16 protein-coding genes are annotated in these 20,136 nt (G+C 35.7%); 14 read left to right on the forward strand and 2 right to left on the reverse strand.

The window, feature by feature from the left end; all coding sequences use genetic code 11:
- On the reverse strand, positions 1–2,523 hold the full coding sequence (gene nirB / locus B6D18_RS00305) for a nitrite reductase large subunit NirB (RefSeq protein ID WP_086362641.1): 2,523 nt from the start codon (positions 2,521–2,523) through the stop codon (positions 1–3).
- 280 nt (positions 2,524–2,803) lie between these two features.
- Here nirB and B6D18_RS00310 point away from each other — a divergent pair, with 280 nt between their 5' ends.
- From B6D18_RS00310 to edd, 13 genes are all read left to right on the forward strand, one after another.
- The gene (locus B6D18_RS00310) at positions 2,804–3,301 is read left to right on the forward strand and encodes a MarR family winged helix-turn-helix transcriptional regulator (RefSeq protein ID WP_086362642.1); all 498 of its coding nucleotides are present in this window, start codon (positions 2,804–2,806) and stop codon (positions 3,299–3,301) included.
- Between the two features lie 58 nt (positions 3,302–3,359).
- Complete coding sequence (locus tag B6D18_RS00315) at positions 3,360–4,496, forward strand: HlyD family secretion protein (protein WP_086362643.1); 1,137 nt, start codon at positions 3,360–3,362, stop codon at positions 4,494–4,496.
- A complete protein-coding gene (locus B6D18_RS00320; RefSeq protein WP_216818786.1) occupies positions 4,493–5,653 on the forward strand; it encodes an ABC transporter permease in 1,161 nt (386 codons plus the stop codon). Before B6D18_RS00315 ends, B6D18_RS00320 begins: the two co-directional genes overlap by 4 nt.
- A gap of 402 nt (positions 5,654–6,055) precedes the next feature.
- Positions 6,056–6,838, forward strand: a complete 783-nt coding sequence (agaR, locus tag B6D18_RS00325; RefSeq protein ID WP_086362644.1) for a transcriptional repressor AgaR — start codon at positions 6,056–6,058, stop codon at positions 6,836–6,838.
- A 41-nt stretch (positions 6,839–6,879) separates the two neighbouring features.
- A complete protein-coding gene (locus tag B6D18_RS00330; protein WP_086362645.1) occupies positions 6,880–8,046 on the forward strand; it encodes an SIS domain-containing protein in 1,167 nt (388 codons plus the stop codon).
- Between the two features lie 44 nt (positions 8,047–8,090).
- A complete protein-coding gene (agaV, locus tag B6D18_RS00335) occupies positions 8,091–8,579 on the forward strand; it encodes a PTS N-acetylgalactosamine transporter subunit IIB (RefSeq protein WP_086362646.1) in 489 nt (162 codons plus the stop codon).
- Between the two features lie 16 nt (positions 8,580–8,595).
- Positions 8,596–9,378 carry a PTS N-acetylgalactosamine transporter subunit IIC gene (gene agaW, locus B6D18_RS00340; protein WP_086362647.1) on the forward strand — a complete coding sequence of 261 codons (783 nt, stop codon included), beginning with the start codon at positions 8,596–8,598 and terminating at the stop codon, positions 9,376–9,378.
- The gene (locus tag B6D18_RS00345; protein ID WP_086362648.1) at positions 9,368–10,264 is read left to right on the forward strand and encodes a PTS system mannose/fructose/sorbose family transporter subunit IID; all 897 of its coding nucleotides are present in this window, start codon (positions 9,368–9,370) and stop codon (positions 10,262–10,264) included. Before agaW ends, B6D18_RS00345 begins: the two co-directional genes overlap by 11 nt.
- A gap of 8 nt (positions 10,265–10,272) precedes the next feature.
- Positions 10,273–10,710, forward strand: coding sequence for a PTS galactosamine/N-acetylgalactosamine transporter subunit IIA (gene agaF, locus B6D18_RS00350; protein WP_086362649.1), 438 nt, complete (start codon positions 10,273–10,275; stop codon positions 10,708–10,710).
- A complete protein-coding gene (gene nagA, locus B6D18_RS00355; RefSeq protein ID WP_086362650.1) occupies positions 10,700–11,860 on the forward strand; it encodes an N-acetylglucosamine-6-phosphate deacetylase in 1,161 nt (386 codons plus the stop codon). Before agaF ends, nagA begins: the two co-directional genes overlap by 11 nt.
- Before the next feature lie 227 nt (positions 11,861–12,087).
- Complete coding sequence (gene agp, locus B6D18_RS00360; RefSeq protein ID WP_086362651.1) at positions 12,088–13,341, forward strand: bifunctional glucose-1-phosphatase/inositol phosphatase; 1,254 nt, start codon at positions 12,088–12,090, stop codon at positions 13,339–13,341.
- Between the two features lie 429 nt (positions 13,342–13,770).
- Positions 13,771–14,301 (forward strand): gluconokinase, GntK/IdnK-type, encoded by a 531-nt coding sequence (locus B6D18_RS00365; protein ID WP_086362652.1) that lies wholly within the window; start codon positions 13,771–13,773, stop codon positions 14,299–14,301.
- Positions 14,302–14,342: 41 nt separating this feature from the next.
- Positions 14,343–16,148, forward strand: a complete 1,806-nt coding sequence (edd, locus tag B6D18_RS00370; protein WP_086362653.1) for a phosphogluconate dehydratase — start codon at positions 14,343–14,345, stop codon at positions 16,146–16,148.
- Positions 16,149–16,253: 105 nt separating this feature from the next.
- On the opposite strand, the gene B6D18_RS00375 is transcribed toward edd, so the two are convergent.
- Positions 16,254–17,978: a thiamine pyrophosphate-dependent enzyme gene (locus B6D18_RS00375; RefSeq protein ID WP_086362654.1), complete on the reverse strand. Its 1,725-nt coding sequence runs from the start codon at positions 17,976–17,978 to the stop codon at positions 16,254–16,256.
- 257 nt (positions 17,979–18,235) lie between these two features.
- Between B6D18_RS00375 and B6D18_RS00380 the strand changes: the two genes are divergently transcribed.
- A complete protein-coding gene (locus tag B6D18_RS00380; RefSeq protein WP_086362655.1) occupies positions 18,236–20,104 on the forward strand; it encodes an SLC13 family permease in 1,869 nt (622 codons plus the stop codon).
- The last annotated feature ends 32 nt before the right edge of the window (positions 20,105–20,136 follow it).

Consider the following 20,136-nt stretch of genomic DNA (forward strand, 5'->3'; position numbering starts at 1 on the left):
CTATTCTCCTAACATAGTTTGACGTTCTTCAAGAGTTGCTGGGCGATGTTGATCGCGTTCAGGCACAAATTGAACATTATCATCACGCTTAGAACTATTAACAAAATGGGCAAAACGGATTTGTGCTGCTGGGTTATCCACTGTTTCTTTCCATTCGCAGACTACTAATTGTCGAACCCGATCCATCTCTTTTTCTAGTTCGGCATTAATACCTAACTTGTCATCAATAATCACACTACGTAAATAATCGATTCCACCTTCAAGATTCTCAAACCAAACGGAAGTTCGTTGTAATTTATCAGCAGTGCGAATATAGAACATGATAAAACGATCCAAATAACGTATAAGCGTCTCTTTATCTAAATCCGCAGCAAGTAAATCAGCATGACGAGGCTTCATACCACCATTACCACAAACATATAGATTCCAACCTTTTTCAGTAGCAATAACACCAATATCTTTACCTTGCGCCTCCGCACACTCCCGAGTACAACCTGAAACACCAAGTTTAAATTTATGAGGTGCTCTAATACCTTTATAACGATTTTCTAATTCAACGCCAAAACCGACACTATCGCCAACACCAAAACGACACCAAGTACTACCCACACATGTTTTAGCCATACGTAACGCCTTCGCATAGGCATGACCACTTTCAAAACCAGCGGCTATGAGCTCTTTCCAGATAGCTGGAAGATCGTCTTTTTGTGCACCGAATAAACCAATTCGCTGAGATCCGGTGATTTTCGAATACAGATTATATTTCCTTGCAATCTGGCCTATCGCAATTAAGCCTTCTGGTGTAATTTCACCACCAGCACTACGTGGGATAATGGAATAAGTACCATTTTTTTGGATGTTACCTAAAAAAATGTCATTACTATCTTGCAAAGGAACAAGATCTGGTTTAAGAATATAATTATTCCAACATGATGCTAATATTGACCCTATTGTTGGTTTACAGACTTCACAACCATAACCAGTACCATGTTTTGTAATCACTTCACTGAAAGAAGTTAATCCTTCAACTCGAATAAGATGGAAAAGCTCTTGACGAGAATATTTAAAATGTTCACAAAGGGCATGACTGACTTCAATACCTTGCTTAGCTAATTCTAAATTAAGGATTTGTGTTACTAATGGAATACAGCCACCACAGCCAGTACCTGCTTTCGTTTCGGCTTTAATTGCTGCCACCGTATGACAACCAGCATGAATAGCTTGCACAATTTTTGCTTTTGTTACATCAAAACAGGAACATATTTGTGCATTATCCGGCAAAGCATCAGCGCCTAATACAGGTTTAGCTCCGGCATGAGAAGGTAAAATTAAGCTATCAGGATGCTCTGGCAGATCCATATTATTAAGCATTAATTGTAATAAATTACTATAGTCTGCTGTATCACCAACTAATACAGCACCAAGCAATTTGCGATTATCATTTGAAACCACTAATTTTTTATAAACTGGGATATTTTCGTCTAAGTAAACATAACTCCGACAACCGAGCGTCTTAGCTTTGGCATCGCCAATACTACCGACATCGACTCCCATCAACTTGAGTTTAGCACTCATATCAGCGCCTTCAAATTTAGCATTTTCGCCGATTAAATGGGCTAACGCGACCTGCGCCATTTTGTATCCAGGGGCAACAAGACCATAAACTTTACCTTGCCAACAAGCACATTCCCCAATCGCATAAATATCAGGATCTGATGTTTGACAATAATCGTTAACAACAATCCCACCACGAGGGCCAATATCAAGCTCACATGCTTTAGCTAATTGATCGCTAGGTCGAATACCTGTTGAAAAAACAATAAAATCAATTTTAAGTGATGAACCATCAGCAAATTGCATAATTTTACCTGATGGTGTATGAATAATTTCTTGGGTATTTTTACTGGTATGAACACCAACCCCCATCTCCTCAATTTTTCGACGTAACTGTTCACCTCCCATAGAATCAAGTTGCTCTGCCATTAACACTGGCGCAAATTCAACGACATGAGTTTCAATGCCTAAATTCTTTAGCGCCCCAGCAGCTTCAAGCCCAAGCAAACCGCCACCCACTACTGCGCCAGTTTTACAATTGCTGGCACAATTACGAATAGCATCAAGATCTTCAATAGTACGATAAACAAAACAATTCGCACCATCAGCACCTTTAATTGGTGGTACCCATGGATAAGATCCCGTTGCAATAATCAATTTATCATAAGAGATTATTCGTCCTGTTTGTGAATGCACTTCTTTACGTTGTCGGTTGATTAATATAACCCGCTCATTAAGTAGAATATTTATATCATTTTCTTGATATAAACCCTCTCTAACTAAAGATAATGCTTCTGCGGTATGTCCTGAAAAATAGGATGAAAGATGAACACGATCGTAAGCTACTCTAGGTTCTTGGCAAAAAATAGTGATGTTGAACTTATCAGCCTGCATTTTATCGATAATCTCTTCAACAAAACGATGGCCAACCATCCCATTGCCAATAATGACGAGATTGGTTTTACTCATAAAAAGCTCCAAATTTATTTTTAATTCAATTATTTAATTTTTATCTAATTGATATTTTAAGGAACTTTAAACAGAATATAATTATCCTCAAGGATTACCTCTTTAGTAGTAGATAAAATAATAATTTTGAAAACAATGAGTTATCATTTTTCACGATTTAACTATCAAGTAACATTAGAATATTATTATGATAAACATCACAAATTACGAATAAAAAAAGGATTGCCAATTAGGGTTAAATAAGTATAATTAGCCGACTAAATAAATTAGGTAATGACAATTGAATTACAATTCAAGAATACTTCCTTCTCGCGAAACTTTAGCAAAAGCACAAAGATTTAATGATGAAATTATTGAGGTTTCAGGCGTTGATCTTGTCTTAAGTTTAATCACCACCGCCGATTTAATTCGATCAAATATTTATGCACAACTAGCCAAAGATTATGATGTATCTGAAGGAAAATTTGCCTTGCTAATGTCATTGTATAGTGAAGGAGAAACTTGCGCTAGCGAGTTAGCATTAAGAGTTGGCGTAACACCAGCAACCGTTTCGGTAATGGTGAAACGAATGTTAGCAGCACCCGATCCTTTAATATCAATGACCAAAAGTGGAGAAGATGGCCGTTCTCGACTAATCACCCTTACTGCAACTGGGGTAAATCTTATCCAAAAAGCATTACCTAATCACTTAAAATCGATTCGTGCTTTTGCTCAAGTCTTAAATCCACAAGAGCAGGAATCTTTAATTGCAATGTTACGCAAATTATTGCGTAAATAATTGCCAATAATTATTCATAATCATGATATTTTAACAATATACTTAGCTGACTAAATAAATGAAAAATAAATTAAACTTAGATTTACCCAAAAACATTAAAATTCCTGCTATATTTTTATTGCTACTTTTATTTGGATCTACATTAATATGTCTTGGTTCAAGAAATGATGCAGTAACTGTTGCTAAAAGTATCAAATCAGGGGTATTAACCGCTGATGAAATCAATGTTGCCTTTCAAAATGTAGGTGGAAAAGTGATTAAACGATTTGTCCAAGAATCACAATTCGTTAAAAAAGGCGACCCATTAATGCAACTTGAAGATATTGATACCAAGCTATCAGTTGATCGCTTGCAAGCACTAGTTGATAGTCAAACTGCTGCTGTTAATCAAGAACAAGCAGCAATCGAAATCACTGAAAATGAAATCAATCTTAATGAGTTATCAACATGGCGAAAAATTGAGGAAGTTAAAGCTAATCTTGAAGCGGCAAAGTCTGCTCGTGATCTAGCTAATACTGAGTTTCAACGCCATACTCAATTAAGAAAAACGGGCGGTACTTCTCAATCACAACTTGACGCTGCACGAAATGTCTACATTAGTACCAAAATGCAAGTGGTACAGATTGAAAGCCAATTATCAACCTTAATGATTGGAGCAACTCAAGACCAAATTAACCAGTTTGAACAAACTAGAAATGCTACGGGTATGACATTGCAATCGATCACTATTGATCGACAAAAACTGCAAAATCGTCAAAATCAGCTTGCTCAGATTAAAGCGCAATTAGCACAAGCTCAAGCTGATTTAAAACAATTACAAGTCAATTATGATCGACTAACATTAGTTGCGCCAGAAGATGGCAAAGTACTAAAACTGATGTTTGAAGATGGTGAGATGGCACCTGCTGGAGCTCCAGCTGTATTATTAGAAACTGATCGCAAATATGTCGATATTTATGTTAATGAAAAAATGGTCAATGATTATCAACCAGGCACAAAGGTAAAGGCGAATGTTATTGCATTAGATAAAACCGTAAAAGGCACCGTTCGATTTGCAACTGCTGCGCCATCATTTGCTGACTTACGCATGACTCGAGAACGTGGACAGGCCGATTTAACATCTTACCAAGTCAGAATTTATATGGAATCTATTCCACAACTATTAACCGGTATGACAATTGAGGTTGATCAATGATGCGACAAAACATCATTAAATCTATGCTTGAAGAGCTTGATGCTATGTTATCAGGCCACTTCATTCCTTATTATAAAGTGTGCTTAGGTTTAGCAGCCATCGTATCACTTATTTTTTCAATTGTTCTGAGTCATGGTTCAGTTTTTGAAGGAAAAATCGCCGTTATTGATCTAGATGGTTCTAATTATTCAACTGAATTAATCAGTAAGGTAAATACGTCACCATTTATTGAAATAACAGAAGTGATTCGATCGCCAATTAATCCAATTACCTTGGTTTCACATGATCGTAATTTAGGCGTGTTATATATCCCTAAAGGGCTAGAAAAATCATTAAAGAAAGGGGACCGTACGGTTAAATTAGGTTATTTTGCTGATGACTCAAACGATGCCCAAAATGCCAAAGTAATGCAAAGCCTTAATGAAATTATCCCTGAATCAGGTGCAGAATTAAGTGTTGGTAAAGTAGCAGCATTAGGACTAGGTCGAGAAGCAACAGAAGCGACCTTATCACCAATGCAATTAAAAACGAGAACCATGTTTAATCCGGCTAGTTCATCAACAATATCCACTATTATCTATTTTGTTTACTTCTTTTCATCATTAACTTATGGATTAACCTCATTAATGATTATTGGTCGATTAAAAACCATGGGGATGTGGAATACAGTAATTGAACGAGGTTTTTTACCATTATTAGCCAGAACAGTGCCTTATGCCCTATTTTATACCACTGCTTTAACCTTGATTACAGCAATATTGGTAATATTCGGTCAACTACGTTTTGATGGTAATTATTTTACTTTCGTACCAAGCATTTTTATGACTGGTTTAGCTTTTGGTTGGTTAGGTTTACTACTATCTTGGAAAACTAACCATCCCGGCGAAGGAGCAAGTAAAATGATTTTCCTTGTTCCTCCCGGCTTTATTATGGGCGGTTCAACCATGGCAGTAGGCATTATGCCAATATGGGCCTTTTATGTTAGTCATGCCTTTCCATTAGTTTGGTTATTTCGCTTCTTCCGTGACATAGGTATACGCGGACGTTCATTTGTCGATATGTTATCAACATATGGTATCTTCATTATCTATTTAACCGTTATTGCTTTTGCCGTGATGATGTTTGTTAAGCGCAGTAAAAATAGCCAACCAGAATGAAAAAATAACCACAATTAAGTTATTGAAACACCAATCGGTGTTTCAATATCTATATCAACCTCTATATTCTCTTAGTTATAATTTTCGATTAACAATCTTATAATCAATGAAATTTACAAATTTGTGACATAGATCACTCTAAACAATGAAAGCGGATATTTTTTTATTGTTTAGCTGTCTTTCTTTTATATGATTTCTCTTTTAAGTTAAAAATTTGAAAAATAACATTAATATTCTTTTTACTGCTTATCTTTCACATTGAAAGCTTTCGTTTTATTTTAAATGGAAATAATATTTCAATTTTTTCTTACCTAACCAATTTTGTGACCTATCTATCATTTTTCGATCCCTTATCTATGTTTAAATTTAATAAAGAAACGAAAGTCAAATGAGTGGTAGAAAATGAATAAAGAAATAATCAATACTTTACAACGTAGAGAAAAAATTATTCATTTACTTGATACAGAGAATACCGTATCAGTTAACAAATTAAGTAAATTATTTAAAGTATCAAGCGTTACCATCCGAAACGATTTAAGACACCTTGAAGAAAAAGGTTGTATATTGCGCTGTTATGGTGGAGCAATGTTAAATAAATCCTTTGCTTTAGATAAACCATTATTAGACAAAAGCCGTATCAATTCGAACATTAAAAATAAAATTGCTCAGCAAGCAGCTGAAATGGTTAATGATGGAGACCGAATCATTCTCGATTCAGGATCGACAACAGCAGCTATGGTTCCCTATTTACGTAACAAAAAAAACTTAATTGTTTTTACTAATGCAGTAAATATTGCCTATGAATTATCAAATAATAATGACATAGAAGTAATTATTGCTGGAGGGAACATCAGAACAAAAGCTTACTCTATTTCCGGCCCTACAGTAGAACAACAATTAAGAATGTACCATTTTGACAAGCTTTTTTTAGGTGTTGATGGGTTTGATCTAAATGCTGGCATTACTACACCAAATTTCGGTGAAGCTAATGTCAACAAGGTAATGTGTCAAGTTTCAGAGCAAATTATCGCAATGACTGACTCAACAAAGTTCGGTCGTAAAAGTTTCTGTACGATTGAAAAAATTAATCTAATTAACACTATCATTACTGACACAAAAATTCCACAGGATTATCTAGAACAATTACATCAACTAGGAATAAATGTAGTCATTGTAGATTATTAAACTTTATAAATTTATTGGAATGATTAAAAAGGATATAGATTATGCAAAAATATTTGAATTATTCGTTAGATTGGTTAGAACAACACGGCGCTCAACATACTGCGAAAGAGATTTGTCAGCAACCACAAATTTGGCGAAATTTATTACAAATCATTTCACAACAGCAAAGTCAATTACAATCATTTTTACAGCCTTTACTTTCCGATCCAAACTTAGAAATAATATTGACAGGTGCTGGCTCGTCCGCTTTTGGCGGTGTAGCTCTGGCACCATGGCTAAGAGAACAGACTCATCGTAACGTTCACGCTTATGCGACAACAGAGATTGTCACTAATCCTCAGCAATATTTATCACCAAATAAAAAAACGTTAATTGTCTCATTTGCGCGATCAGGAAATAGTCCAGAAAGTGTTGCTGCAGTCAAATTAGCAGATCAAATAGTTTCTGACTGCTACCATCTGTTTTTAACCTGTAACCCAACCTGTGCATTAACAGAATATACGGCAAAAGAAAACAATCCTAAGCGTATTTTTCATCTAGTCATGCCTGAAGGAACACATGACTTAAGTTTTGCAATGACGTCAAGTATAAGTAGTATGATGCTTGCCACACTTCTACTTCTAGACAAGCTTGATCTTGAAAAAGCACACAATGCTGTAATGGAAATTGCTAGTATTTGTGAAGACAAACTATCAAGCTGGCAATCAATAACTAAACAATTAGCTAGTAAAGAACATGATCGCGTTATCTATGTTGGTAGTAGCTGCTTCACAGGTATTGCACAAGAATCTGCCTTAAAAATTTTAGAACTAACCGCCGGTAAAGTAGCAACCCGCTTTGATTCAATATTAGGACTACGTCATGGCCCAAAATTTATGGTTGATACAAAAAGTTTAGTTGTCTGTTTTTTCTCAAGCGAGCCATATGTTCACCAATACGATATTGACCTATTTAATGAGCTTGTTCATGACAAAATTGCATCCGACGTCATAGCACTGACAAGTCAAGAGAGTATAGATCAACAAATATTATCGGTAGATTGTAAACTCCCTGATTGTTGGTTGATTTTTCCTTATCTAGTTTTCGCACAAATGTTAGCGTTTGAAAAATCACTTCATCTTGGACTGACTCCAGATAACCCTTGTCCAACCGGAGAAGTTAATCGAGTAGTAAAAGGCGTTAATATTTATCCATTTAATAAAAACTAATTACCTGAATCTGTTAAACAAATAAACAAAAGGACTTAATAGCAATGAGCACACCTAATATTCTTATGACACGTATAGACAATCGTTTAGTTCATGGTCAAGTTGGCGTAACTTGGGTTAATGCACTTGGTGCGAATCTATTATTAGTCGCCAATGACAGTGCTTCGCAAGATCCAGTCCAACAAAATCTAATGGACATGGTTATTGCTGAAGGCATTCAAACTCGTTATTTTACCTTACAAAAAACTATCGACATTATTGGCAAAGCCGCTGAAAGACAAAAGATTTTTATTGTCTGTAAAACACCACAAGATGTATTAACCCTCGTTAAAGGTGGCGTACCAATCAAATTTGTCAATGTTGGTAATATGCATTTTTCCGAAGGTAAAAAACAAATTCATAAAACCGTTTCTGTCGATGAATCAGATATCGCAGCATTTAAAGAACTTGAACAATTAGGTGTAACTTGCGAAATCCGCCGAGTACCTGATGAAGCTGGCGAAAAAATAGCGGATTTAATCAATCTATCTTAACTTGAGGGAGCATACTATGTTAATGGATGCATTATTAATTGGACTTCTAGCCGGTATAGCTGGCGTAGATTTATTTGATGGCCTGACTCATTTACACAGACCTATCGTAATAGGGCCGTTAGTTGGATTAATTTTAGGCGATGTTACAACCGGTTTATATGTTGGAGGATCATTAGAACTGGTATGGATGGGAATGGTACCGCTAGCAGGAGCACAACCACCTAATGTGGTTATCGGTGGTGTAATTGGTACCAGTTTTGCAATCTTAACTCATGCAGATCCTAAAGTTGCAATAGGTATTGCCGTACCATTTGCTATTGCAGTACAAGGATGTATCACTATTTTATTCACCATATACTCACCAATGATGCATAAATGTGATCGCTTCGTTGATCAACTCAATTTTAAAGGAATTGAATGGGTTAACTATCTTGGCATGATTATTCTTTTTTGTTTCTATTTTATTGTTGCTTTCTTACCTATCTACTTTGGTGCTGACGCAGCAACAGCACTAGTTAAAAAATCACCGCAATGGTTGCTTGATGGACTTAGTGTTGCTGGTGGTATGATGCCGGCCATCGGTTTTGCAATGTTAATGAAAATTATGATGAAGAAAACCTATATTGCTTATTTCATTTTAGGTTTTCTTGGTGTGACGTTCCTTAATTTACCAATTTTAGCGATTGCATTAGGCGCTCTAGCTATAGCAATGATTGATTTCTTTAATTATGGCCGTGAAAACAACGATAGTAACAAGCCAGTAAGCTCAGATTCAATGGAGGTGGAAGATGGAATTTAATAACGATCACGATAAAAAAATGGCCGAGAAAGAAGCAAAACGTATGGAACAAGCATTAGCGACAAGCAAAGCCACAGCCGATACTTTTTATGATCAAAGCCAAGATGTAACACTAACCAAAGGTGATATTAACCGAATGGCGTTTCGTTCCCTTGCTTTACAAGCGTCATTCAACTATGAACGTATGCAAGCAGGAGGTTGGCTTTATACTATCTTACCAGCATTACGTAAAATACATAAAAACCAAGATGATCTTAAAAATTCGATGCATATGCATATGGAATTTATTAATGTCCATCCTTTTAACGCCACGTTCCTCTCAGGATTAGTTCTTGCCATGGAAAAAGGCAAAGAAAATATTTCAACTATACGCGCGGTGAAAGTCGCTTTAATGGGACCTTTAGGTGGAATAGGAGACGCATTATTTTGGTTAACTTTACTGCCAATATGCGCTGGAATTGGTGCATCATTAGCCTTAGAAGGTAGTTTTTTTGGGCCAATAATTTTCCTACTAATGTTTAATATTGTACATTTTGGCTTACGTTTTGGTTTAGCTCATTATGGCTATCATGCTGGTACCAGTGCTTTACCTTTATTAAAAACGCATACTAAACGTATCTCACATGCTGCATCTATAATCGGTATGACAGTAATAGGAGCATTAGTTGCCTCATATGTACATTTATCTACACCATTAGAAATAAATGCAGGACAGGCTCATGTTGCGCTTCAAGCTGATGTATTAGATAAATTGATGCCAAATATATTACCACTTGGCTTTACCTTAATTGTTTATAGTTTGATGAAACGTAATTTCTCACCAGTAAAACTAATTGGTTTAACGGTTATTATTGGTGTTGTAGGTAAATTAGTCGGATTTTTATAGAGGGAATTATGTTAGGGATAATATTAACCGGCCACGGTAGCTTTGCTACCGGGCTTTACGAAGCCGCCACACAAATTATTGGTAAACAACCACAATTTACGGCTATAAATTTTCCTGATGGTATGAGTAGTGAACAATTAGAGGAACAATTGCACCAAGCATTTCAGGAAACTAATTGTGGTGACGGTGTTTTATTTTTAACTGATATTGTCGGTGGTTCACCATTTCGATTAGCGGCAGTTTTAAGTTATCAACACCAAAATATTGAAGTAATTAGCGGTGTTAATATGCCGCTGTTACTTGAAATTTTGTTACTACGTGAAAATTTAGATATCACAACCATTCGTCAAGAAACTATTGAAAATGGTAAGCAAACAATAACTAGCTTATGGCATGAACATCAAAAACAGTCAACTATTGATAAGGAATGTTCTGATGGAATTTAAACAAATTTGCGCTCAAAAGGTTTTAACACCTGTTGGTTGGATTGATAATGCAATTATCACTATTAATAATGGAAAAATTATTGATATTCAGCCTAATGATAAGCCTTGTACGAACCAAATAAAACTGTTACCAGCGCTCATAGATACCCATATTCATGGTGTCATGGGCGCTGACACTATGGATGCCACTCATGAATCATTAAATACCATAAGCTGTTTTTTGGCAAAACATGGCGTTGGTGCTTTTTTAGCGACAACAGTAACTGAAAGTTATGAAAAGATTGAAGCAGCATTAATACAAGTTAAAAACAGTATAAAGAAAGGCGTTTCAGGCGCCACAATATTAGGTTCGTATTTAGAAGGGCCTTTTTTTAGTGATATACATAAGGGCGCACATCCTGAAGAGTTTCTATGTGCACCGGATCGTGCAATAATTGAAAAATGGTTATCACTAGCTGAAGGGACATTGAAATGCATTGCTTTAGCACCTGAATACCCAAATGCTCTCTCTATTATCAAGTGGCTAAATGAACAAAATATTCGTGTTATGTTGGGTCATACTAATGCCGACTATCAAACAATTAAAGATGCAATATTAGCTGGTGCCAGCGGCGTAGTACATTGCTATAACGGCATGTCTGGATTACATCATAGACAACCAGGCGTTGTTGGTGCAGCATTAAGTATCGATAACTGTCAAACTGAAATTATCGCAGATGGCCACCATGTTCATCCAGCTGCGATTAACATCGCCCATAAATGTTGTGGAAAAAATCTGTTACTAATTACTGATGCGATGCAAGCAACAGGAATGCCAAGTGGCGATTATTATCTAGGTAAATTACAAGTACATATGCAAGATGATGTTGTTCGGACTAACAATGGTGGTTTAGCTGGTAGCACGCTGACCCTTGAACGTGCGGTAACTAATTTTGCTGATTATACCAATATACCTTTCGAACAAGCTTGGTTACATGGTAGTTATTATCCAGCTAAAGCATTAGGGATTGATGATACTTTAGGTAGTATTGCGCCGAACAAATTAGCCAATTTGGTATTATTAAATGATGATAATCAGATTGTTGCAACCATTATAAATGGTAATGTTGTTTATCAAACATCAGCTGATCTTAGCAATATTTTGATTTAAAAATCTATACACTTTTTTAACAAAATAAGAGGCATAAGGGTTAATCGTGTAGGCGTTTATATGTCTATTAAATCTATTTTCTTTCCTCTTATTATATTAGGATTGATAAGTAATATAGAGTAAAAATATACTATTTAATTGAAGTAATTATTGGTGTTTACCTCCTACTTATCACAAGCAATATCATGATGATCTTATCTCCTCGAACGTTACTTAAGAGGTTATTTATGCGAAAATTAAAATTAATATTAGGCCTATCTTTTGCTTTATCTTTCTCAACACAAGCATTAGAAACAATAGATAATTATACATTAGAACAAGTGGTGGTTTTCAGCCGTCATGGATTGCGAGCCCCATTAGCTAGTCCGAATAGTACTTTAGGTAAAGTAACCCCTAATCAATGGCCACAATGGGATACACCTGCTAGTTATTTAACTACCCGAGGTGGAGTATTAGAAAGTTATTTTGGACATTATTTTAGTGAATGGTTAGTTGATAATAAATTATTAAGCGAAAATACATGTCCAACAGAAAAAGAAGTATATATTTATACTAATAGCTTACAACGAACTATCGCAACTGGTCAGTACTTTGCGGTTGGCGCTTTTCCTGGTTGCATTGTCCCAATTATTCATAAAGAAAAATTAGGCACTATGGATCCTACATTCTTTCCTGTAATTAAAGATGGTAGCCCATCATTTAAAGAGTCTGCCATTGCATCAATCAATCAAATTGCTGATACAAATGGTATTGAAGGATTAAATAAAAAATTGGATAACGCCTATAATGACATGTCCAAAATAATCAATTACGCAAATTCGGCAAATTGTCTAAATGATAAACAATGTGATTTCACTGCGTTACCAACTAAACTTATTATTGAAAAAGGCAAAGAACCAGGTATAACAGGTCCTCTTCGTACTGGAACATCAATTGCGGATGCCTTTATATTACAATATTACGAAGGGGCACCATTAACAGATATAGCCTGGGGTAAAATAAAGAATAACGAGCAGTTTGAGAAATTAGTCGCTATCAAAGAAAATTATAATACCGTATTATTTGGTTCGCCTGTTGTAGCCAAACAAATCGCAGCCAATTTAGTTAATTATATCAATCAAACATTTTCAGAAAAAGACAACAAAAGCAAATTTACGTTTTTAGTCGGCCATGACTCAAATGTTGCATCACTATTTTCCGCCATAAAAATTAAGTCATATACACTGGCAAATCAATTTGAAACTACGCCAATTGGAGGAAAAGTTGTATTTCAAAAATGGCGCGATAACAAGACTGGTGAAGCATTAATGAAAATTGAATATTTTTATCAGTCAACCGATCAAATTCGTAATTTGACCCAATTAAATAGGAAAACTCCTCCGCAAAAAATTGTATTAGAAATGGAAAATTGTCCAACTAATAAAGATGGTTTTTGTTCATTTTCAACATTTAAACAAATCATGAATGATGTTACTAAATAATGCTTGATATATTGATTGTATGCTTAGGTTTAATAAAAATTTGGGCATACAATCAAAAATTTATTATTTAACAATTATATTAGTAACTTATACTTAAATCATGACTTATCAGAGTCTACACACTATCTAAAGAAAAAGTTTACCACAACTTTAATAACTAATTTAATCAACATAAATATAACATTTTGCTTATAAAAATCATTTTCAAATCATTAACTAGCAACTAGATTCATATCCACAAAACTTTGCTTCCCAAAATGGCTATAAATAATAGTGAATACAACAAAACAAAGAAAAATAGCCACATGAATATTTTTTGACCGCAAATAAAAATATGATCTAGGTCACAAAAGAAACTTTTTTATATTGCAATAAAAGATTATAGTGACAAAATGTTACCCGTAACAGAATGGTTTAGAGAATCCGCTAATGACCGAAAAAAAGAAGAATATTTTCATTTTCATGGGAGTATCTGGGAGTGGTAAATCAGTTGTTGCTAAACAAATTGCCGATAACCTAAATGCGGCTTTTTTAGATGGCGACTTTCTACATCCCAAAGCCAATATATTAAAAATGCGTAGTGGTATTCCGCTAAATGATGAAGATAGACTACCGTGGCTAAATCTAATTAGTAATGCCGCATTTGCGATGAGTCATATTAATGATATTTCGATCATTATTTGTTCCGCATTAAAACGACAGTATCGGGACATTATTCGTAGCGAAAATGAAAATATTCACTTTATTTACCTAAAAGGAAGTTTTGCGGTTATTTCACAGCGTCTAGCTGAACGTAAAGGACATTACCAAAAATCTGGCATGTTACAGTCACAATTTGACACCTTAGAAGAACCTACTGCCGATGAAAAAGATGTCCATGCCATCAATATTGAACAATCGCTAATTGATGTTATTAATGAAACTACGCAGGTTATTAATTCAATATCTAATTGTGAATAAATTTATAACAATAAAAAATAAAAAAGATCGGAGAGGTTAATGTGAATTCCACTATTTTAGCTGTAACGCAGCGTATTATTAATCGTTCTAAAGCATCTCGTGAGGCTTATTTACAAAAAATAGAACACGCTATGTTAAAAAAAGTCACACGTGCAAGTTTACCTTGTAGCAACTTAGCACATGGCTTTGCTGCTTGTTGCTTAGATGATAAAAATGATCTTAAAAATATACTAAAAAGTAATATCGGCATTATCAGTTCTTATAATGACATGTTATCTGCACATAAACCTTATGAATCTTATCCAGAACAAATTCGCAAAGTATTACATGAAATAGGTGCTGTTGGTCAAATGGCCGGTGGCGTACCCGCCATGTGTGATGGAGTAACACAAGGTGAACCAGGGATGGAAATTTCCCTTATGAGCCGAGATGTCATTGCAATGTCAGTTGCTGTTGGCTTGTCGCATAATATGTTTGATGGTGCTCTTTATCTTGGTGTTTGCGATAAAATTTTACCAGGGTTATTTATTGGAGCTCTATCTTTTGGGCATTTACCGGCTATTTTTGTCCCTTCAGGACCCATGCCTTCAGGCCTATCGAATAAAGAAAAAGTCCGTATTCGCCAACTTTATTCAGAAGGAAAAGCATCACGTGAAGATCTATTAGAATCTGAATCTGCATCATACCATTCTAGCGGAACCTGTACTTTCTATGGTACCGCGAATAGTAACCAAATGGTCATCGAATTAATGGGTTTACATTTACCTGGCGCAGCCTTTGTACATCCAGAAACAGCATTACGTTACGAATTAACAAATGCAGCAGCAAAACAGATTACGCGTTTAACTAACCAATCAGGTAATTATATGCCTGTCGGTAAAATGGTTGATGAAAAAGTGATTGTTAATGGTTTAGTTGCTCTATTAGCAACAGGTGGGTCAACCAACTTAACCATGCACATTGTTGCTATGGCTAAAGCTGCTGGTATTATTATTAATTGGGATGATATTTCTGATTTATCAACTGTTGTACCTCTACTTAGTCGAATATACCCGAATGGGCCAGCTGATATCAATTATTTCCAAGCGGCTGGTGGAACCTCATTACTTGTAAGAGAATTATTAGCTGGCGGCTTATTACATGAAGATGTTGAAACCGTTGTGGGACGTGGATTAAGCCGTTATACCAAAGAACCAATTTTAGAAAACGGCAAACTCATCTTCCGTGAAGGCCCGACCAAATCTTTAGATGAAAATGTGATTGCTTCAATTAAAAAACCGTTCAATTCCCATGGTGGACTAAAGGTTATGTCCGGAAATTTAGGGCGAGCCATAATGAAAACATCAGCTGTTACTGCTGAGCATCAAATTATTGAAGCACCTGCAGTAGTTTTTAACAGTCAATATGATTTAGATGCAGAGTATAAAGCTGGCAACCTCAATAAAGATTGTGTTGTAGTTGTACGTTATCAAGGTCCAAAAGCTATCGGTATGCCGGAACTACATAAATTAATAACACCATTGGGCGTGTTACAAGATCGCGGTTATAAAGTTGCCTTATTAACTGATGGTCGCTTATCTGGCGCCTCAGGTAAAGTACCAGCTGCAATTCATGTCACACCTGAAGCTTATGCTGGAGGATTGTTAAGCAAAGTACAACAAGGTGACATGATTCGTGTCAACGGTCAAACAGGCGAAATCACATTATTGGTCGACGAAGCTGAACTAGCAATGCGACAAGCAGAGCCAATCGATCTAACCGAATCACATCAAGGCTTTGGTCGAGAACTTTATTCGGTTATTCGAGAGAATCTTACTTCAGCGGAAGAAGGCGCCGTTAGCTTTTGATTTAACTTATCTGCCGCCATATGCGGCAGATATCGTTAAAGTTAGGCTAAAAAACCCCTTTCCTCAAAATTTTTTAAGATAATACTTAATTGTTAACTTAATGATTTATTTTTTAACAAAATTATCAATTAACAAATTAACCACATCTTTCATTTTGCCATGCAATGATGCTTTTACACTATAAAGCGCCATTCCCATCACTTGTGAACTATGTATTTCTGGCGGCATAACTAGTTCATACTCACTTGTTTTAACATCTAATAAAGCTGGACCTGAATGAGCTAAGAATGATTGCACGGCCGCTTCAAGCAAATCGGAATTATCAACTCTAATTGAATACAGACCCATTGCATCGGCAACTTTAGCAAAGTCAGGATTTTTTAAATCAGTATAGTGATCGACAAGCCCTTCCGATTTTTGCTCTAATTCAACAAAATTAAGTGAACTATTATTCAGCACGATAACTTTGATGGGTAGATTCTCCTGAATTGTGGTCAATAAATCTCCCAAAAGCATACTAATACCACCATCCCCTGATAAGGTAATAACTTGACGATGAGGAAAGGCCTTTTTCACACCCAATGCTTGTGGCATCGCATTGGCCATAGTGCCGTGTTTTAAACTAATAACAGTTCGTCTTTTACCATTGGTTGAAAAATGACGACATGCCCAAACCATCGCCGAACCAACATCAGCACACAGTACTGCATCATCATTAGCATACTTATCAATCAATTCGGTTAAATATTGTGGGTGAATGACTGTTTTTGATGGTATCGCTTTTTTATTTAATTTATCGATTGCTTTAGTGTGTAACTCACGACATTTATCTAAAAATGTCGTATCTGTTTTTTCATCAATTAGTGGTAATAAGTCTGCTAAGGTTGGTTTGCTAGCCCCGACTACACCAACCTCAACACTATGACGGTGACCAAGATGAGTAGCATCAATATCGACCTGAATAATTATTGCATTATCTGGATAAAACTGAGACCATGCAAAATCAACACCCAACATTAAAAACACATCACACTCTTTAATAGCCGTGGTACCTGATTCCATACCAAACATCCCCGTCATACCAACATTATAAGGATTATCATATTCAACAAAATCTTTAGCTCTTGATGTATGGACTATCGGTGATTTTAATTTATTGGCTAGAGCAACTAACTCATCATGAGCATCTGACACTCCATGCCCAGCAAAAATTGTCACTCTACTATTTTTATTTAAAATTTCAGAAATTTTAGCCAATTCATCATCAGATGGACGAATTATTGGTTTGGGATGATAGATTTTGTGTCCACTGTTATCCTCAACTTTGGTTAAACTAATATTGTAAGGAATAACTAAAACAGCAACCCCACGCTGATTAATCGCAGTTTGAACCGCAGCAGTTGTAATTCGTCTTGCTTGGGTTGGGTCAGTAATTTGCTGACAAAAAACAGAACAGTTTTTATAAACAGCCTCAAAGTCAACTTCTTGCGGAAAGTCCGTTCCCTGTTGAGAAGTAACCAACTGACTAGCCAATAAAATAAGCGGTACTTTATTTCGTTGTGCTTCATAAATACCATTAATAAAATGTAAACTTCCCGGTCCACAAGAACCAGCACATGCAGTTATTTGATCGGTCAAATAGGCTTCAGCGCCGGCAGCAAAAGCGCCAACTTCTTCATGACGAACATGTACCCACTCAATATCATCACTTTTTTTAATAGCTGAAGTAATCTGATTTAACGTATCGCCAACAATACCATAACAATGTTTCACACCGGCTTGAGCTAAAACATCAACAATAATCTGTGCAACTGATTTTTTTGATGACATATGGTCCCCTCAACATGGTTTAGATTTAAACAATTCAAGTTGACTAACTTACACCTAGTTTTATGAATACGAATAGTCGAAAAATAAAACTGCAGAAAATGTTAAAAATGTCATAATGGTAAAGGATTGCCGCAATAATCTTTATTGGAAGATATTCCCTATTACAATGAATCAAGGTATTATGTCGAAAATCTACTCAACACTTAGAGCTACTTTTTGTGGAACATTTGTCATCTGGACATAGTTTTGTATCATTAATGTCGGCTTTTTTGCCTAATTATATAATCCAATATTATCCTCTTATTACTGTTTGTTTATTACTTTTTATTGCTATTTTACTGTTTTCATTCAGTAAATTAAGAATGGATATTATTGCACTTCTCATTATAACTGCAATCACCGTTACCGGTGTATTAACACCTGCTGAAGCACTTTCAGGATTTAGCGATCCAAACATTATTTTAATCGCATTACTATTTGTTATTGGAGAAAGCTTAGTAAGAACCGGTATTTCTTACAAAATGAGTGAATACATATTAAAAGCCGCCGGTCAAAATGATATACGTATTATAACATTTATTATGTTAGGTGTAGCATTATTAGGATCGGTGATGAGCTCAACAGGCGTAGTAGCGATATTTATTCCTGTAGCGATTAGCATTGCCAATCATACCGGTATACATGTTAAAAAATTAATGATGCCGCTATGTATTGCTGCGCTAATTAGTGGCATGATGACCCTTGTTGCTACCGCTCCCAACCTAGTAGTGAATAGTGAACTGAGTCGAGCGACTTTAACTGAATTTGGTTTCTTTTCTATTACGCCAATAGGTATAGGGGTATTAATTGTCGGTGTTATTTATTGTGTACTAACTCGCAATTGGTTACTGACAGCCGACCAAATCACACCAACCAATAGTCAACCACAAAGACGCAAAATTACCGACCTAATTAGAGATTATAGATTAATTGGTCGAGCGCATCGAGCGCAAATTCTTGCTGGTTCCCCTTTTGTGGGTCGAACTATTGATGGTTTACATTTACGTAGTGAACACGGAGTAAATGTTATTGGTATCGAACGCTGGCGAAAGTTTCAAAAAGTCCTCATTCCGGTTAACGGATCTACCGAATTTAGAGAAAACGATATTCTTTTGTTGGATATGTCCCATTCCGAAGCTGATTATCGTACATTTTTAACGACCAATAATCTTGAACCGAAAATTCTACGTGGTGAATATTTTTCTGAACAAGTAAAAGAAGTTGGTATGGCCGAGGTAGCATTACTACCAGAATCATCATTATGTGGTAAAACGCTTAACGAGATAGATTTTAGAAGTAAATATTTTTTAACCGTGATTGGTATTTGGCGAAATCATGCTCCTGTTGAGACAAATAACTTATTCCAAGAACGCTTAGAAATGAGTGATACGTTATTAGTTTGCGGTGATTGGGGTTCAATCCAAAAACTTCAAACTCGTACTAGTGATTTTGTAGTGTTAGATTATCCTTCAGATATTGATGATGTTGCCCCCGCTAGTTCGCAAGCTTATGTAGCACTATTTAATCTAGCCCTGATGATAATTTTAATGGTTACTGGAATTGTGCCTAATGTTGTTGCTGCGCTAATCGCCTGCTTATTAATGGGAGCAACACGTTGTATCGATATGGCTAATGCCTATAAATCGATTCATTGGCCAACATTAATTCTCATTATTGGTATGATGCCTTTCGCAGTAGCTTTAAATAAAACGGGAGGAATATCATTAATCTCGGAGTGGCTTGAAATTCATTTACGATCGTTTGGTCCTTATATGGTGTTAACCTTTATCTTTTTATTATGCTCAACGGTAGGATTATTTATTTCGAATACCGCAACAGCAATTTTGATTGCGCCAATTGCGATTGATTTAGCCATAAAATTTGGTTATTCACCTTATCCATTTGCTATGACAGTGGCGATTGCAACATCAGCTTCATTTATTACACCTGTTTCATCACCCGTTAAAACAATGGTAGTGGCTCCAGGAGGATATAGCTTTAGTGATTTTGTTAAAATTGGCGTACCATTAACTTTTCTAGTGATGGCTGTTGATATAGCATTAGTGCCAATCTTTTTTCCATTTTAAATAATAAGAAAATATTTATCACAATATATGTT

Origin of the sequence: Gilliamella sp. A7 (genome assembly GCF_002142015.1) — a bacterium.
GTDB classification, from domain to species: Bacteria; Pseudomonadota; Gammaproteobacteria; order Enterobacterales; family Orbaceae; genus Gilliamella; species Gilliamella apis_A.

Bases quoted from the DNA above. Each gene is read 5' to 3' on its own strand.
- B6D18_RS00315 (WP_086362643.1), top strand. From the start codon at position 3,360: ATGAAAAATAAATTAAACTTAGATTTACCCAAAAACATTAAAATTCCT.
- agaV (WP_086362646.1), top strand. From the start codon at position 8,091: ATGAGCACACCTAATATTCTTATGACACGTATAGACAATCGTTTAGTT.
- B6D18_RS00365 (WP_086362652.1), top strand. From the start codon at position 13,771: ATGACCGAAAAAAAGAAGAATATTTTCATTTTCATGGGAGTATCTGGG.
- B6D18_RS00380 (WP_086362655.1), top strand. From the start codon at position 18,236: ATGTCGGCTTTTTTGCCTAATTATATAATCCAATATTATCCTCTTATT.
- nagA (WP_086362650.1), top strand. From the start codon at position 10,700: ATGGAATTTAAACAAATTTGCGCTCAAAAGGTTTTAACACCTGTTGGT.
- nirB (WP_086362641.1), bottom strand. From the start codon at position 2,523: ATGAGTAAAACCAATCTCGTCATTATTGGCAATGGGATGGTTGGCCAT.
- agaW (WP_086362647.1), top strand. From the start codon at position 8,596: ATGTTAATGGATGCATTATTAATTGGACTTCTAGCCGGTATAGCTGGC.
- agaR (WP_086362644.1), top strand. From the start codon at position 6,056: ATGAATAAAGAAATAATCAATACTTTACAACGTAGAGAAAAAATTATT.
- agp (WP_086362651.1), top strand. From the start codon at position 12,088: ATGCGAAAATTAAAATTAATATTAGGCCTATCTTTTGCTTTATCTTTC.
- B6D18_RS00375 (WP_086362654.1), bottom strand. From the start codon at position 17,978: ATGTCATCAAAAAAATCAGTTGCACAGATTATTGTTGATGTTTTAGCT.
- B6D18_RS00320 (WP_216818786.1), top strand. From the start codon at position 4,493: ATGATGCGACAAAACATCATTAAATCTATGCTTGAAGAGCTTGATGCT.
- B6D18_RS00345 (WP_086362648.1), top strand. From the start codon at position 9,368: ATGGAATTTAATAACGATCACGATAAAAAAATGGCCGAGAAAGAAGCA.
- B6D18_RS00330 (WP_086362645.1), top strand. From the start codon at position 6,880: ATGCAAAAATATTTGAATTATTCGTTAGATTGGTTAGAACAACACGGC.
- agaF (WP_086362649.1), top strand. From the start codon at position 10,273: ATGTTAGGGATAATATTAACCGGCCACGGTAGCTTTGCTACCGGGCTT.